Origin of the sequence: Bacillus ndiopicus (assembly GCF_000612805.1) — a bacterium.
Classification (GTDB): domain Bacteria; phylum Bacillota; class Bacilli; order Bacillales_A; family Planococcaceae; genus Metasolibacillus; species Metasolibacillus ndiopicus.
The window spans coordinates 1-17125 of record NZ_HG964409.1; the positions used below are offsets into that span (position 1 = coordinate 1).

The window sequence follows — 17125 nt, forward strand, 5'->3', positions numbered from 1 at the left end:
CAAAATTGTGTTTCATCTATTTCAATGAAACTTTATTCATTCACGTATTGCTTGTTCAGTTTTCAAGGTTCATTTCTATTTAGTCGCTCTTATCAGAGGCAACTTTTATATAATAACATGTCGTGTTTTTAAAGTCAACTACTTTTTAAAATTTATTTTCTTTGAAATTTCATTTCCAAAAGAGTTACTTACGTATCACAGCGACTTCATAAATAATATCAGATGTTTTATATAAGGTCAATAGTTTTCGAAAAAATTTTCAATCAAATATTAATATATTCGAGATTAGCAGATTAATATGTTATACGCCTAACCTTGACTCAATGTGAATACCATTGAGTCAAGGTATATAGCCTTAATAGATTTTTTCAAAAGCGCTCGGAAAAATGGTCAAGAATTGCCGTATTGAATTTGTACAAATAGTTTTTAAACAACAAACACATATCTAATTATCACTTTTTGTAATAACACGTGATATATAGAAAGAACGCACTGTCGCTAAATCAATAATTTCACCATTCCTTATAATTTTTACTAATGGTCTCGTCGGTGCATACTTATTAATAAACATTACTTCTGCACGCTCTTTATTGGATAGTTCAACTTTAGTACCGATTGGCAGATCAGCTACAATAGCGATTAAAGCATTAACAACTTTTATATCAAACTTTCCAAACTCCGACTCCTTAATCATCTCTATTACTTGGAACGTTGCTTTTTGTTCACTATATAGTCGCTCGCTAGTCATCGCATGATAGACATCAGCTACCGCAATAATTTGAGAGAAAATTGAAATTTCATCACTCATTATTCCTTTTGGATAACCACTTCCATTTAGCCTTTCATGATGTTGGAAAACGGCTTTCTTCATTTCACTTTTTAATGCAGCTAAGTCTTTTACCATTATATAACTATGAACAGGGTGTTGACGTATTTCTGCAAACTCCTGCGGTGTCAGCTTACTAGCCTTATGACGAATTTTAGCAGGAATCTTTGCCATTCCAGAGTCCGCCAATATACCCGCTATTGCCATTTGAATGCAAATACCCTTTTCGTAACCCAGCTTTTGCGCCATAATCGATGCGATTAAACCTGTTGCTATACAATGATGGTATAAATAATCTTGTGGATTTGAATAGCTGTTTAAATCAAATATATATGAACGGTCTTCCAGTACTTGTTCAATTAGTGGGATTGCCATTCCACGTATTTTTGTCATATCAATTTTTGCGCCTGATTCCCAATTAAAAAATTCCTTTTTAAATTGTTGGATTGCATATGCATAGGATTTTTCAAATGAAGCTACCTGTTCTACCTGTTGTATAGAAGTAGTTTCAACAACATCTGTCGCTTTATTATTCTCCGAAATTTGCTGATAAACTGGAATATCCTTAATATTAAATACATTTAAAATATGAATATGCTCGTAAGTGATTTTCGTATCTTTATAAATAATAGGGTATTGTGTATTTGAAAATATATTGTCTGCTGTTATTTGTCCTACATTTAATTCCTTAACATTTACGTGAGTAGTCTCCAACTTAAAAACCACCTTTATATGCGTACTTTTCTTTCCATTGTATCTTAACAATTTGTATAAATATAGTAGTAATTATCAATTATGCCTTCAAAGGCTGTGACATTCATAGAGCTTTACACACATGTGTAGTTCTCTTAGATTAAGTTCCTTTATTTCAAAGAGCTTTTGAACACTCACTGAGAAAAGCTAGAGAAGCATTCTTTGCTTCATTTTTGTAACAGTAAAGAATTACTCCTGCGGTTACTCGTCGAAGAACAGATTTGCTGAATCAAGTTAAAAGGGCTGTGGTAAGTCAGATATTCATCTGCCTTTCCACAGCCCCTACATAAATTTATTAGTTACACATCGGCGTAATAAAATTAGATTTTAAAAAATTAGAAGTGAAGATCAGCTAATTGGTAAAAGATCTTTTTGCCTTACTAATCTTTTACTCTATATTTTCATCCTCGTCTTCCATCGCTTCATCTGCATTATCTTTTTCTACCTTTGCTACAGTTGCAACATATTCTTCTTCTGCTAAGCGAATTAAACGGACACCTTGTGTGCTACGACCGATAACGGAAATATCCTGCACATCCATTCGAATAAGCATGCCGTTAATCGTAATAAGCATAATATCCTCAGTACCATCAACCGCTTTTACCGCGCACATTTTTCCGTTTTTCTCAGTAATTTGCATCGTTTTTAAGCCCACACCACCGCGACTTTGTAAACGATACTCTTGTTCTGGTGTACGTTTTCCATAGCCTTTTTCTGTAACAACTAAAATTTCCTGGCCTGGCTCAATAATTTCCATACCAACTACATAATCACCTTCACGCAGCTTAATACCTCGTACACCTGCAGCTGAGCGTCCCATCGAACGAATATCTTCCTCTTGGAAACGAACGAGCATACCATCTTGTGTACCAATAATAATTTGCTTCTTACCATCTGTTAAACGCACAGAAATTAAATCATCATCTTCACGTAAGCTAATAGCAATTAAACCATTGGTGCGTATATTAGCGAATTGTGATACTGGCGTACGTTTTGTAATGCCTGTTTTCGTTGTAAAAATAAAATAAGCATCTTCATCGAAAGATTCTACACGAATCATCGCTGTTACTTTTTCATCTTTTTCAATGTTTAACAAGTTTACAATCGGTAAACCTTTTGCTGTACGACCAAATTCAGGTATTTCATAGCCTTTTGCACGGAACACTTTACCTTTAGATGTAAAGAATAAAATTGTATCGTGAGTCGATGTAGATAATAAATGCTCTACAAAATCATCCTCATTTGTTCCCATACCTTGCACACCACGACCACCGCGTTTTTGCGAACGGTATGTATTTGCAGCAAGGCGCTTAATATAACCATTATGCGTTAATGTCACGACTGAGTTTTCACGTGGAATTAAATCCTCATCCTCAATCATTTCAAGTCCACCAGCAGTAATTTCTGTACGGCGTGTATCATTATAACGCTCTTTAATTTCAAGTATTTCCTTACGAATAATTTCAAGCACCTTTGCTTCATCCGCTAAAATCGCTTTTAATTCAGCGATTAATCTTTGTAGCTCTTGATATTCAGCTTCAATCTTTTCACGCTCTAAGCCACTTAAACGAACTAAACGCATATCAAGAATTGCCTGTGCTTGTCGCTCACTCAATGTAAAGCGTTCCATTAATACCGGTTTCGCTTCATCACCACTTCGAGAGCCACGAATAATTGCGATAATTTCATCAATATGATCAAGCGCAATACGCAAGCCTTCTAAAATATGTGCACGCTCTTCTGCTTTGCGTAATTCAAATGCTGTACGGCGAGTAATTACAACTTTTTGATGCTCTAAATAATGATGAAGTGCCTCTTTTAAGCTTAAAATCTTTGGCTGACCATCTACCAACGCAAGCATGTTTACACCAAAGCTAGATTGCATTGCTGTTTGCTTATATAAGTTGTTCAATACAACATTCGCATTCGCATCACGACGTACTTCAATTACAACACGCATACCGCGACGGTCTGATTCATCACGTAAATTCGTAATACCATCAATTTTTTTATCACGTACAAGTTCAGCAATTTTTTCGATTAACTTCGCTTTATTTACTTGATAAGGAAGCTCATGAATTAAAATTGTTTCTTTACCACTACTACTTTGTTCAATTTCTACTTTAGCTCGAATAATGATAGAGCCGCGACCTGTTTCATAAGCTCGACGAATACCAGAACGACCAATAATTAGCCCTCCTGTTGGGAAATCTGGTCCTGGTATAATCTCCATTAGCTCTTCTGTCGTAATTGCTGGGTTTTCAGATAAAGCTAGCACTGCATCAATCGTTTCACCAAGCTGATGCGGTGGAATATTTGTTGCCATACCTACAGCAATACCTGAAGTACCGTTCACAAGTAAGTTTGGATAACGTGACGGCAATACTTTTGGCTCTTGTTCACTACCATCATAGTTAGGTTCATAATCAATCGTGTCTTTATTAATATCACGTAGCATTTCCATTGCAATTTTCGACATACGTGATTCTGTATAACGCATCGCAGCTGCACCATCACCATCGACAGAGCCGAAGTTCCCATGCCCATCTACTAGCATATAACGATAACTAAAATCTTGCGCCATACGCACCATTGCATCGTAAATAGAAGAGTCACCATGTGGGTGATATTTACCCATTACGTCCCCTACGATACGGGCACTTTTTTTGTAGGGCTTATCTGATGTATTTCCTAGCTCCTGCATCCCATATAAAATTCGACGATGTACGGGCTTTAAACCATCCCGTACATCTGGTAAAGCACGCGCTACAATAACACTCATCGCGTAGCTTAAAAACGATGTTTTAATTTCAGTTGTAATATTTCTTCCTTGAATATTTCCATGTTCGATCTCAGACAAAATATAGACCTCCCTTCCAAACGACTAAATATCTAAATCTGCATACACAGCGTTTTCTTCAATGAAATGACGGCGTGGTTCAACGTCATCTCCCATCAATTGATCAAAAATGCGATCTGCCTCAAGTGCATCATCTAATTCAACACGAATTAATGTACGATGTGCTGGGTCCATTGTCGTCTCCCATAACTGTTCTGCGTTCATTTCACCCAAACCTTTATAACGCTGTACGTTTGGCTTTGGTATGCTTGATAATCGACTTAAAATTTCATCTAGCTCTTCATCTGAATAGCAATATTCCACATGCTTCCCTTGTTTCACTTGGTATAGTGGTGGCTTAGCTGCATACACATAGCCTGCTTCGATCAACGGGCGCATGAAGCGGAATAAAAACGTTAATAATAGCACGCGTATATGTGCGCCATCGACATCGGCATCCGTCATTATAATAATTTTATGATAACGCGCTTTTTCTAAATTAAATTCTTCTCCGATTCCTGTACCAAAAGCAGTAATCATTGCGCGAATTTCAGCATTTGAAAGAATGCGATCTAGGCGCGCTTTTTCTACGTTTAAAATCTTCCCGCGTAAAGGGAGTATTGCTTGGAAATGACGGTCACGTCCGTTTTTTGCAGAACCGCCAGCAGAATCACCCTCAACAATGTAAATTTCACATTCAGCAGGATTCGTAGAAGAGCAGTCAGCCAATTTTCCTGGTAAGCTTGATACTTCTAAAGCTGATTTACGACGTGTAAATTCACGTGCTTTTTTCGCTGCAACACGAGCGCGAGCTGCCATTAAGCCTTTTTCAACAATTTGGCGTGCAACAGTTGGGTTTTCAAGCATAAAACGCTCAAAACCTTCTGAGAATAACGCATTCGTAATTTGGCTTACTTCTGAGTTACCTAATTTTGTTTTTGTTTGCCCTTCAAATTGTGGGTCTGGATGCTTAACAGATACGATAGCTGTTAAACCTTCACGTACATCCTCCCCTGTTAAATTGGCATCCGCTTCTTTAAGTAAACCACCTTTTCGTGCATAATCATTAATAACACGCGTTAAAGCAGTTTTAAAGCCTGATTCGTGTGTACCGCCTTCATACGTATTAATATTATTCGCAAACGACATAATCGTAGAAGAAAAGCCTGCATTATATTGCATTGCAATTTCAACAGAAATACCATCCTTTTCCCCATTAGTATCGATTGGATCATGAATAGGCTCTTTGTTAGCGTTTAAATGCTCAACATATGAACGTATACCACCTTCATAGTGATATGTAATTGAACGCACTTCTTCTTCACGCTCATCTGCAATCGTTAAACGAATTCCACGGTTTAAATACGCTAATTCACGCACACGTGTAGCTAAAATATCATATTCATAAACAGTCGTTTCAGTAAAAATTTCCGCATCTGCTTTGAAGCGTGTCGTTGTTCCTGTTTCATTTGTATCACCAACAACCGTAAGTGGCTGAACCGTACGTCCACGTTCAAATTTAATACTATGCACATGACCGTCACGTTTTACGTAAACCTCTGTTTCAATAGATAATGCGTTCACAACTGAAGCACCTACACCATGTAGACCACCTGATACTTTATAACCGCCACCGCCAAATTTCCCCCCAGCGTGTAGCACCGTCATAATAACTTCAACAGCAGGTAAGCCCATTTTTTCCTGAGTACTTACAGGAATACCACGGCCATTATCTTCAACTCGAATCCAATTATCCTTTTCAATTGCTACTGTAATATCTGTACAAAAGCCAGCCAGTGCTTCATCAATACTGTTATCAACGATTTCCCATACTAAATGGTGTAGACCTTTTGAACTTGTAGAACCAATATACATCCCTGGACGTTTACGAACTGCTTCCAAGCCTTCTAATACTTGTATCTGATCAGCATCATATGCCTGCTGCTGAACGTCTTTTTCTTCTAAAGACACTATGTTCACCCACTCTTTCTTCACACTCTATGCAACCAATTATTCCACAAAGGCTTTTTTAATTTTCAATAGAACCTTGTTTCACATGGAACAATCTGGCCTGTTCAATCGTTTCATGATGAATTCCTTCGACACTTGTCGTAGTAACAAATGTTTGAACTTCACCTTGAATTGTATTTAATAAATGTGATTGTCTATAATCGTCTAGCTCTGATAACACATCATCTAATAATAAGATGGGTGTTTCTTTCGTTTCTTGTTTAATTAATTCAATTTCAGCAAGCTTTAGAGATAAAGCTGTCGTGCGTTGCTGCCCTTGCGAACCATATGTTTGAACATCATAGTCATTGACAAAAAATTGCAAATCATCTCGATGTGGTCCTACTAATGTTACACCGCGCTCTAACTCCCTTTTCCGTGCTTCTAGTAGCTTTTGCTCTAAATGTGTTGCCATTTGCTCCGCGCTTTGATCTGCTACTAGTCCTGAAATTGGTCGGTATTTTATAATAAGCTTTTCTAATCCACGCGAAATACCAGCATGTATTGGCTCAGCCCATGCCTGTAATAGCTCCATAAATTGAAATCTTTTGCGAATAATTTGAACAGCTGCTTGTATGTACTGTTCTGTATAAACATCGAACATTACATCATTTAATGCGTGGCGACCTTGATTGCTTTTTAAAATATGGTTTCGTTGTTTTAAGATTTTCTGAAACGATAATAAATCATGTAAATATACAGGAGATATTTGACCAATTTCCATATCAATAAAGCGTCGTCGTAATTGAGGGCTTCCTTTGACAACATGTAAATCCTCTGGCGCAAACATAACGACATTCATTTGTCCGATATAATCGCTTAGGCGTGTTTGCTCAAGGTGATTTATTTTGCCTTTTTTGCCTTTTTTTGATATTGTCAGCTCAATAGGGAGACTGCCATAACGCTTTTGCACAACACCTTCTATTTTACCATAGTCTGCATTCCAACGTATCAATTCTTTATCATTCGATGTACGGTGGGATTTGGCCATAGCTAAAACATAGATGGATTCCATCACATTTGTTTTACCTTGTGCATTTTCCCCAATAAAAACATTTATTTTAGGAGAAAAATCAAGCGTTAATGACTCATAATTTCGATAGTTTATCAGCTTCAATTGCTCAATATTCATTCACTTGCACCGTTCACAACTATACGGAAGCGACCGATGCCAGGGATATTCACTACATCACCGTTGCGTAGCTTACGTCCACGGCGATCATCTACTTCGCCATTGACATAAACAATATGTTCACTTAAAAACCACTTTGCCATCCCGCCGGAGCTAATTGCATCCGTCATTTTTAACACTTGTCCTAATGTCACAAACTCTGTATCAATAAATATATCTTGCACGATTGTTCATCCTCCGCTAAAAGAAATCTATCTTTCTATCATACCAAAAAAACAGCTTCTGCGTAAGAAAAGCGATTCAATAAAGAAAAAGCCTAGAAAGTTATATTTCTGAAACTTTCTAGGCTTTTTAAATTTAGTAAGTACGAACAGGTAAAATAAGTTGTAAAATTGCGTCATCATGTATTGAACGTAAAATAAACGGACGCATAGTACCTGTAAATTGAATAATTACATCTTGTCCATCGATTGCTCGTAAAGCTTCCATCATGTACTTAGCGCTAAAGGAAATTTTAAGCGCTTCGCCTTCAAGATTTTCCACTGAAATTTGTTCCTCTACTTTTCCGATTTCAGGTGAGTTTGATGAAATTTCTACTGTATTGTTTTCTAATGTTTCAAAGCGTACAACATTATTGCGATCTTCTCGTGCTAATAGTGATGCACGGTCAATTGCTTGTAACAATGCTTTACCATTAATCGTGACATTTGTTTTATATTCTTCAGGAATTAAACGGGATGTATCTGGGTAATTGCCCTCTAGTAAGCGAGAGAAAAATAATACATCATCTGTTTTAAATAGCACATGATAATTCGTTAATGCAATTTGTACTAGGTCTGTTGTGTCTTCTAAAATTTTATTTAATTCATTCAAACTTTTACCAGGGATTACAACACTATTAATTTCAGCTGGTAATTGTTCTAGCTGAATTTTGCGACGAGCTAAACGGTGGCTATCCGTTGCAACGCATATTAATTCATTATCTAATATCTTCCAGTTTACACCTGTCAACACTGGTCTGCTCTCAGATGTTGCAACAGCAAATACAGTTTCACGTATAACAGATTTTAATAAGTCTGCTGGCATTGAGAATTGGCGATCTGCAGCCACTTCTGGTAGTAAAGGATATTCTGAAGCATCTAGACCAATTAAATGGAATTCAGATTTACCAGAGCGAATATTTGTTGCAAAACCTGCTGATACTTCAATTTCTACATCATTTGTAGGTAACTTTCTAACAATTTCATTGAACATACGTGCTTGCAATACGATAGAGCCCGTTGCACTAACATTAATTAATTGTTCTCCATTTTCTTCAACAGGTATAAAAGTTTGGATTGTAATATCAGCATCGCTACCTGTTAAATGTAAACCTTCGTGTGTTACGTCAATTTTAATACCCGTTAAAATTGGAATTGTTGTTTTTGAGCTAACTGCTTTCATAACGTCGTTTAATCCAGCTAAAAGCCGGTCACGCATAATATCAAATTTCATAACGTACCCCCATATATAATGTTATTAAAATAATAAATAAATAAATAGATATAGTAATAGGCGCTGTGGATTTGTGGATAAGTGCCTTTTTAACAAGTAAAATCAGTCTATCCACATGTAGATAGACTGTGTATAAGTTTGTACAAAAATCGATAAGTTATCCCCATGCATGATGAACAAAAAAATAAGCTTACTTACCTAGCATGCTTCTAATTTGTTTAATATCTTGTTGAAGCCCCTGATCATTTTTTAGCTGATTTGTGATTTTCTCATGTGCATGAATAACCGTTGTATGGTCTCGTCCTCCAAACTCTTCACCAATCTTTGGCAATGAGAAGTCCGTCAGCTCACGTGATAAGTACATTGCAACTTGTCTAGGAAAAGCAATTGACTTTGTACGCTTTTTAGCAGAAAAATCCTCTAAGCGAATATTAAAATGCTCTCCAACCGCATTCTGAATATCTAAAATTGAAATCATGCGCGGCTTAGCGTTTGGAATAATATCTTTTAACGCAGCAGCTGCAAGCTCTGGTGTCACGTCTTCTTTAACAAGGGAAGAATAAGCAACAACGCGGATTAACGCGCCTTCTAATTCACGAATATTGGAATCTATTTGATTAGCAATATAAAGCATTACCTCATTAGGAATATCTAAATGGTCTGCCTTCGCTTTTTTACGTAAAATAGCAATCCTTGTTTCTAAATCAGGTGGTGCAATATCTGTAATTAAGCCCCATTCGAAGCGTGAGCGTAAGCGATCTTCCAGTGTAGGAATTTCCTTAGGTGGTCTGTCACTCGATATAACAATTTGTTTTGACTCCTCATGCAACGTGTTAAACGTATGGAAAAACTCCTCTTGTGTAGACTCTTTTCCTGCCAAAAATTGAATATCGTCGATTAATAAAACATCTACATTACGATATTTATTGCGAAAATCAATCGCTTTATTATCACGTATCGAGTTAATAAATTCATTCGTAAACTTTTCAGATGATAAGTATACAACCTTTGCTGTAGGGTTGTGCTCAAGCACATAGTGACCAATTGCGTGCATTAAATGTGTTTTGCCAAGCCCTACTCCCCCATAAATAAAGAACGGGTTATATGCTTTTGCTGGTGCTTCTGCAACAGCTAGGGAAGCTGCATGCGCAAAGCGATTCCCAGAACCGATAACGAATGTATCAAATGTGTACTTCGGATTTAACATTCCGGGTGAAATTTCTTGATGATCTTGATTGTGACCTTGAACTTTGGGTGCTGGTAGCTCAAAATCGTCCTCATTTTGCTCATTTTGAACTTCAAATTTAATGACCAAATCTTCTCCTATTAATTCGTTTAAACTGCCTGTTATAAGGTGAATATAGTGCTTTTCTAGCCATTCACGTGCAAAGGAGTTTGGAGCGGCAATTGTGATAGTCGATCCATTATAAGCTAAAATTTTTGTGGGTTTTAGCCATGTATCGAAGCTTGGTTTTGCAATCTTTCGTTCTACTTGAGCAAGGACATTATTCCATAATTCTTCTAAATGCTCCAAGCGGATTCGTCCTTTCGTTCGAAATTTATTTTTTAACTTGATTCAGTTTAGTAGTTGTCCAAACTCCACTGAATTTAGTTTAAGTCTCTTGCGAATGTTATAGATTGTGAAGAGAGACGTTAGTCAACTCGAAAAAAATCTAGACACAATGAAAAGGAGTAATTATTTTTTATTTCATTTATACAAATATATAAATAGACATACACATAATCACAGCTTGTGGATAAATGATATCCAAAGCATATGTATAATGTTGTCCACAGATTATCAACATCTGTGGATAATATATTTCCCAAAAAATTCGTCCACAAAAGAAAACACATTTATCGTATCAAAAAAAACGAGCAATTACAATACTTTAACAAACTTATCCACATAGTGCAAACTGTTTATAAAATAGTTGTCCACATGCTATTAGTTTGTGAAAAACTTGTCAATAACGTATGTGGATAATTTAAAAAGCAAAAAAAATTATGCACATACTTATTTTTATTAAAGTAGTTTGAGTTGTGGATAAGTAAGAGAAAAATAAGAAGGAAACATGCTTTTATTAAAGGATTGACAAATAGCAAGGTTTATATATATAATATGCAAGTCTGTATGTCGAAAAAGATAAATAGAAAACTCTCATTCATAGGAGGTGTAATATAAATGAAACGCACATATCAACCTAAAAAACGCAAGCACAGTAAAGTACACGGTTTCCGCGCACGTATGAGCACGAAAAACGGTCGTAAAGTATTAGCTGCTCGTCGTCGTAAAGGAAGAAAAGTATTATCAGCATAAGTCCACTGAGCCACATCAGTGGTCTTTTTTTTCTATATAAGGCGAAATGAGTAGATGGAGATGGTGAAGGAATGAATAAACGCCAAAGAATTAAAAAAAACGAAGACTTTCAAAAGGTGTTTAAGAAAGGAAGATCCTTTGCAAATCGCCAATTTGTCGTATATTGCTTGACAAAGGAGGCGCAAGAGGAGTTTCGTATTGGCTTATCAGTAAGCAAAAAGGTAGGAAAAGCCGTAACACGTAACCAAATAAAGCGCTATATCCGTCAAACATTCCTTGAAATAAAGGGTGAAGTAAGACAGGATATGGATTATGTTATTATCGCCCGACATCAGGCGGCCACTTTAAATTTCCATGAAACGAAGAAGAGCTTGCAGCATGTATTAAAAATTGCAAAAGTAATAAAGTGATTCTACAAAATAGTGGAGTGCAAGCGTCTTCACATGTTAGAATACTTTCAAACACAAATGAATAAATAGAGTAGTTGGTCTAGGGGGAAGAAAGTTGAAAAAAAGACTTTGGATAGTTCTGACATTGGTTGCTACCGTATTATTGCTATCAGGTTGTTCAGAATATAACCAACCGATCTCAGCTGAAAGCAAAGGCTTTTGGAATGAGTTCATCGTTTGGCCGTTAGTTTCAGTCATTCAATATTTTGCTGAATTGCTTGGTACGTACGGTTTAGGTATTATCGTAACAACGATTATTATTAGAACTGCTATTTTACCACTAACAATCAAGCAAATTAAAAGCTCTAAAAAGATGCAGGAATTACAGCCGAAATTAAAAGAGCTACAACAAAAATATAGCTCTAAAGATGCGGCAACACAGCAGCAATATCAAAAAGAAATGATGGCATTAATGCAAACATCAGGTGCGAATCCTTTAATGGGATGTTTACCTGTATTAATTCAAATGCCAATTTTAATGGGTTTCTACCATGCGATTAATCGTATGAATGCAACACCTGAAGCATTTGATTTAGGTACATTTTTAATTTTCCCGCTAGCTGAACCTAGCGTGGTACTCGCAATTGTTGCAGGTTTATTCCAATTTGTAGTATTAATGACAGGCCCAGCAATTGATAACCCACAAATGAAAATGATGATGTACATTATGCCAGTAATGATTATGGGCTTTGGTATGTTCTTACCAGCAGCACTATCATTATATTGGGTAATCGGGAATATTTTCTCTGTAACTCAAAACCTTGTAATTTATAAGCCTTGGAATAAAAACAAACCAGAAGCTACTACAGGAGGAGCGAAAAAGTGAAGCAAATTACGCAAATAGGCGCAACGGTACAAGAAGCGATCTCATTAGCGTTACAACAGCTTGGCAAAACCCGCGAACAAGTAGATGTTGAAGTTTTACAAGAAGGTAAAAAAGGATTTTTAGGTTTTGGTGCACGCCTTGCTGAGGTGCGTGTAACAATTAAAGAAGAAGTTAATCATGTAGCTGTAGAAGAAGTACAAGTTCAAGAACCACTAGTGGAAGCCCCAGTAGTGGAAGTTTTCGGGGAACAAGTTCAGACTGATGACGTGAATGAAGAGCTGATTCAACCAGCAGAAGAGGAACAAAATATAGATCCTATACAAGAAGCGAAAGCTTATATTGAAAGTGTCGCTCAAAGTATGGGAATTAACGATTTACACATAGAGCACGAAACAGAAGGCAAGTATACGACTTTTAACTTAGAAAGTGAGAAGGCTGCACTTTTAATTGGTAAACGTGGACAAACATTAAATGCTTTACAGCAATTAACGCAGCTTGTGTTAAACAAAAGTGCAAAAACTTTTATGCTTGTAAAGTTAGATGTAGAGGATTATCGTGAACGCCGTCGTACCGCATTAGAGCAACTAGCAGAGCGCATGGCGGACAAAGCTGTTCGCACTGGTAAACAAGTAGTATTAGAGCCAATGCCATCCTATGAGCGAAAAATAATCCATCACGCTTTAACAAATCGACTGGATATTGAAACATATTCAGAGGGTGTAGAACCAAATCGCTATTTGGTTATTGTGTCAACAAATAATTAATCAATAATGCATACAGATAAATAATGGCTGTCCGAAAAGTAGGCTAACGAACCACTTTTCGGACAGCTTTTGCTATTCTTATTTACAATGTAGTGTGGTAAAAATAACATGTTGTTTCATTTTTTATAGAAAAATCTACACAAATGATTGCACGCATCACTTTGTCAACCACAAACATATTACAATTCCTTCTCACTTTAGATTTTGCTGAAAATATGTTAATCTAAGTTGTTAGGAAATATCGTTCGGTTACGTTATCCACATGTGGATAATCTTGTTTTTATAAAAAAGTTATTAACACAATGAGGTCAGGAGGCTTTGTGATGGATTTTGATACAATTGCTGCGATATCCACACCCATGGGAGAAGGTGCTATTGCAATCGTTCGACTGAGTGGAGATGAAGCAATAGCGATAGCAGATAAAATATTCCAAGCGCCAAATAGAAAAAATTTAGCTGTTCAAGCTACACATACGATTCACTATGGGCATTTAATCGATCCTAAGACAGAGGAAGTAGTAGAAGAAGTAATGCTATCGTTAATGCGGGGGCCGAAAACATTTACACGTGAAGATGTTGTAGAAATTAACTGTCATGGTGGAATTGTTTCTGTTAATCGTGTGTTACAGCTTGTCTTGCGTTATGGAGCTAGATTAGCAGAACCAGGGGAGTTTACGAAGCGGGCCTTTTTAAATGGACGAATTGACTTATCCCAAGCAGAGGCTGTAATGGATTTAATTCGTGCCAAAACAGATCGTGCGATGAATGTAGCATTAACACAAATGGATGGTAAGCTATCGCGTTTAATTGGAGAACTAAGACAAGCACTACTCGAAACGTTAGCGCAAGTAGAAGTGAATATCGATTATCCAGAATATGATGATGTAGAAGAAATGACAGTGCCTGTATTGCTAGAAAAATGCAGCTGGGTACGTGACGAAATAGATAAATTACTAACGACGTCTTCACAAGGGAAAATTTTACGTGAAGGATTATCTACTGTTATTTTAGGAAGACCAAATGTAGGGAAGTCTTCTTTGCTAAATAGTTTAGTGCATGAAAATAAGGCGATTGTAACAAATATTGCAGGTACAACGCGTGATATTATAGAGGAGTATGTCAATGTGCGCGGCGTGCCATTGCGTTTAGTTGATACAGCAGGTATCCGCGAAACTGAAGATATCGTTGAGCGCATAGGGGTAGAAAGATCAAGAGAGGCTTTAAAAGGAGCAGATTTAATTTTACTCGTATTAAATGGCGCGGAAAGCTTATCAGCTGAGGATGAGCGTTTATTTGAAACGATTGAACAGATGGACTATATCGTTGTTGTGAATAAAACTGATTTACAGCAGCAAATTGACTTGCAACGTGTCAAAAAATTAGCTGGTGGGCGTCGCATCGTTACAACTTCGTTATTAAAAGAAGAGGGAGTAGTGGAGCTAGAAGAAGCGATTGCTGCATTATTCTTTGAAGGGCAAGTTGAAGGTGGGGATATGACGTATGTTTCAAATGCACGTCATATTGCATTACTACATCAAGCAAGGCAAACCATTGAAGACGCATTGAACGCAGCTAACGCAGGTGTGCCTGTCGATATGGTACAAATAGATGTAACACGTACATGGGAAATTCTTGGTGAAATTGTCGGTGATACAGTGCAAGAAAGCTTAATCAATCAATTATTCTCACAGTTTTGTTTAGGAAAATAAAAAATGAAAGGAAGTTACAGCATGCCTACACAATATGAAGCAGGTACATTTGACGTCATTGTTATCGGTGCCGGACACGCAGGTGCTGAAGCGGCTTATGCAGCAGCGAAATTAGGCGCCAAAACGTTAATGCTAACGATTAATCTTGATATGATTGCCTTTATGCCATGTAATCCATCAATTGGTGGTCCAGCAAAAGGAATTGTAGTACGAGAAATCGACGCATTAGGCGGTTTAATGGGGAAAGTAATAGATAAAACGCATATTCAAATGCGAATGTTAAATACAGGTAAAGGTCCTGCTGTTCGTGCATTGCGTGCACAAGCAGACAAAGTGCTTTACCAGCAAGAAATGAAACGCTTATTAGAAGAACAAGAAAATCTTCAAATTCACCAAGCAATGGTTGAGGAATTAATTGTAGAAGATGGTGAAGTGAAAGGTGTTATTACTCAAATCGGCGGTATTTATCGTGCGAAATCAGTAATTATTACAACAGGTACATTCCTGCGCGGAGAAATTATTCTTGGCGATTTAAAATATTCAAGTGGTCCAAATAATCAGCAACCATCTATTAAGCTTGCTGATAATTTGAAGGAGCTTGGTTTTGACATTATTCGCTTTAAAACAGGTACACCACCACGTGTAAACAATCGAACAATTGATTATTCGAAAACGGAAATTCAACCAGGTGATGATGTACCGCGTGCGTTTAGTTTTGAAACGACTGAATTTATTATGGATCAGCTACCATGCTGGTTGACATACACAAGCACAACAACACATCAAATCATCGAAGAAAATTTACATTTATCTCCGATGTACTCTGGTATGATTAAAGGAACTGGACCGCGTTATTGCCCATCGATTGAGGACAAGGTCGTACGCTTTAATGACAAGCCGCGTCATCAAATTTTCTTAGAGCCAGAAGGACGCAATACACGTGAAGTTTATGTTCAAGGTTTATCAACGAGTTTACCGGAACATGTGCAAAAAAAATTAATTGCATCTGTACCAGGATTAGAAAATGCAGAAATGATGCGTGCAGGCTATGCAATTGAGTACGACGCAGTTATACCAACGCAATTATGGCCAACATTAGAAACAAAGCGTATTAAAAATTTATATACAGCAGGCCAAATTAACGGTACTTCAGGTTACGAGGAAGCAGCTGCACAAGGTCTAATGGCAGGTATTAATGCTGCTTCTAAAATTCTCGGCAAAGAAGAAACTATTTTAAGCCGTTCAGACGCATATATCGGCGTGTTAATTGATGATTTAGTAACGAAAGGGACAAATGAGCCTTATCGTTTATTAACATCACGTGCTGAATATCGCTTATTATTACGTCACGATAATGCAGATATGCGTTTAATTGATATCGGTTATAACATAGGTATGGTTTCTGAGGAACGATACGCTAAATTTACGGCGAAGCGTGAGCAAATTGAACAAGAAATTGCTCGCTTACGTGAAGTAATTGTTAAGCCGAATGCTGACACACAGGCAGCTATTCGCTCAGTAGGTGGAACGGAATTAAAGGATGGTATTCGAGGCGCAGATCTATTAAAACGTCCTGAAATGCATTATGATCTAGTAGCATCTTTAACCCCTTCAGATAAAGAGTTCTCTGAGGAAGTAAAAGAGCAAATTGAAATTCAATTGAAATATGAAGGCTATATTCAAAAGGCGTTACAACAAGTTGAACGTTTACGCAAAATGGAAGATAAAAAAATTCCAGAAAACATCGATTATGATGCGATTTCAGGATTAGCAACAGAGGCCCGTCAAAAATTGAAATCTGTTCATCCGTTATCAATTGCACAGGCATCTCGTATTTCAGGTGTAAACCCAGCTGATATTTCAATTTTACTTGTTTATATTGAACAAGGAAAAATTGCCCGCGTGGCCAATGATTAAGTCTGAATTAGATAGTTGAATCTAGCAAATGCTACAAATTTTGAAATGGTTTTTTCGAATTAGAAAAAACTTGGCGCATCAAGGCG

13 protein-coding genes are annotated in these 17125 nt (G+C 37.0%); 6 read left to right on the plus strand and 7 right to left on the minus strand.

Translation table 11 applies throughout. From position 1 onward, the window contains the following. Positions 1 to 445: 445 nt before the first annotated feature. The 7 genes from TY13_RS16490 to dnaA all read right to left on the minus strand — a co-directional run bounded on the left by TY13_RS16490 (position 446) and on the right by dnaA (position 10588). Entirely contained in the window at positions 446 to 1540 is a 1095-nt protein-coding gene (locus tag TY13_RS16490) for an HD-GYP domain-containing protein (protein WP_042478360.1), read from the minus strand. Between the two features lie 427 nt (positions 1541 to 1967). Continuing rightward, entirely contained in the window at positions 1968 to 4439 is a 2472-nt protein-coding gene (gene gyrA / locus TY13_RS16495; protein ID WP_042478362.1) for a DNA gyrase subunit A, read from the minus strand. 24 nt (positions 4440 to 4463) lie between these two features. Next, positions 4464 to 6389 carry a DNA topoisomerase (ATP-hydrolyzing) subunit B gene (gene gyrB / locus TY13_RS16500; RefSeq protein ID WP_042478364.1) on the minus strand — a complete coding sequence of 642 codons (1926 nt, stop codon included), beginning with the start codon at positions 6387 to 6389 and terminating at the stop codon, positions 4464 to 4466. Between the two features lie 58 nt (positions 6390 to 6447). Next, positions 6448 to 7560: a DNA replication/repair protein RecF gene (gene recF, locus TY13_RS16505; protein WP_042478365.1), complete on the minus strand. Its 1113-nt coding sequence runs from the start codon at positions 7558 to 7560 to the stop codon at positions 6448 to 6450. Beyond that, complete coding sequence (gene yaaA, locus TY13_RS16510; RefSeq protein ID WP_042478367.1) at positions 7557 to 7784, minus strand: S4 domain-containing protein YaaA; 228 nt, start codon at positions 7782 to 7784, stop codon at positions 7557 to 7559. Before yaaA ends, recF begins: the two co-directional genes overlap by 4 nt. Before the next feature lie 133 nt (positions 7785 to 7917). After that, a complete protein-coding gene (gene dnaN, locus TY13_RS16515) occupies positions 7918 to 9054 on the minus strand; it encodes a DNA polymerase III subunit beta (protein ID WP_042478368.1) in 1137 nt (378 codons plus the stop codon). Between the two features lie 190 nt (positions 9055 to 9244). Further along, positions 9245 to 10588, minus strand: a complete 1344-nt coding sequence (gene dnaA, locus TY13_RS16520) for a chromosomal replication initiator protein DnaA (protein ID WP_042478371.1) — start codon at positions 10586 to 10588, stop codon at positions 9245 to 9247. 651 nt (positions 10589 to 11239) lie between these two features. Between dnaA and rpmH the strand changes: the two genes are divergently transcribed. The 6 genes from rpmH (at position 11240) to mnmG (ending at position 17039) form a co-directional block, all read left to right on the plus strand. After that, positions 11240 to 11374, plus strand: a complete 135-nt coding sequence (gene rpmH, locus TY13_RS16525) for a 50S ribosomal protein L34 (protein ID WP_004233310.1) — start codon at positions 11240 to 11242, stop codon at positions 11372 to 11374. A 71-nt stretch (positions 11375 to 11445) separates the two neighbouring features. Next, positions 11446 to 11784: a ribonuclease P protein component gene (gene rnpA / locus TY13_RS16530; RefSeq protein ID WP_042478373.1), complete on the plus strand. Its 339-nt coding sequence runs from the start codon at positions 11446 to 11448 to the stop codon at positions 11782 to 11784. Positions 11785 to 11878: 94 nt separating this feature from the next. Further along, entirely contained in the window at positions 11879 to 12649 is a 771-nt protein-coding gene (gene yidC, locus TY13_RS16535; RefSeq protein ID WP_042478375.1) for a membrane protein insertase YidC, read from the plus strand. Further along, the gene (gene jag, locus TY13_RS16540; protein ID WP_042478378.1) at positions 12646 to 13413 is read left to right on the plus strand and encodes an RNA-binding cell elongation regulator Jag/EloR; all 768 of its coding nucleotides are present in this window, start codon (positions 12646 to 12648) and stop codon (positions 13411 to 13413) included. Before yidC ends, jag begins: the two co-directional genes overlap by 4 nt. A gap of 323 nt (positions 13414 to 13736) precedes the next feature. Further along, a complete protein-coding gene (mnmE, locus tag TY13_RS16545) occupies positions 13737 to 15122 on the plus strand; it encodes a tRNA uridine-5-carboxymethylaminomethyl(34) synthesis GTPase MnmE (protein ID WP_042478380.1) in 1386 nt (461 codons plus the stop codon). 21 nt (positions 15123 to 15143) lie between these two features. Next, positions 15144 to 17039, plus strand: coding sequence for a tRNA uridine-5-carboxymethylaminomethyl(34) synthesis enzyme MnmG (mnmG, locus tag TY13_RS16550; protein WP_042478382.1), 1896 nt, complete (start codon positions 15144 to 15146; stop codon positions 17037 to 17039). Positions 17040 to 17125: the final 86 nt, after the last annotated feature.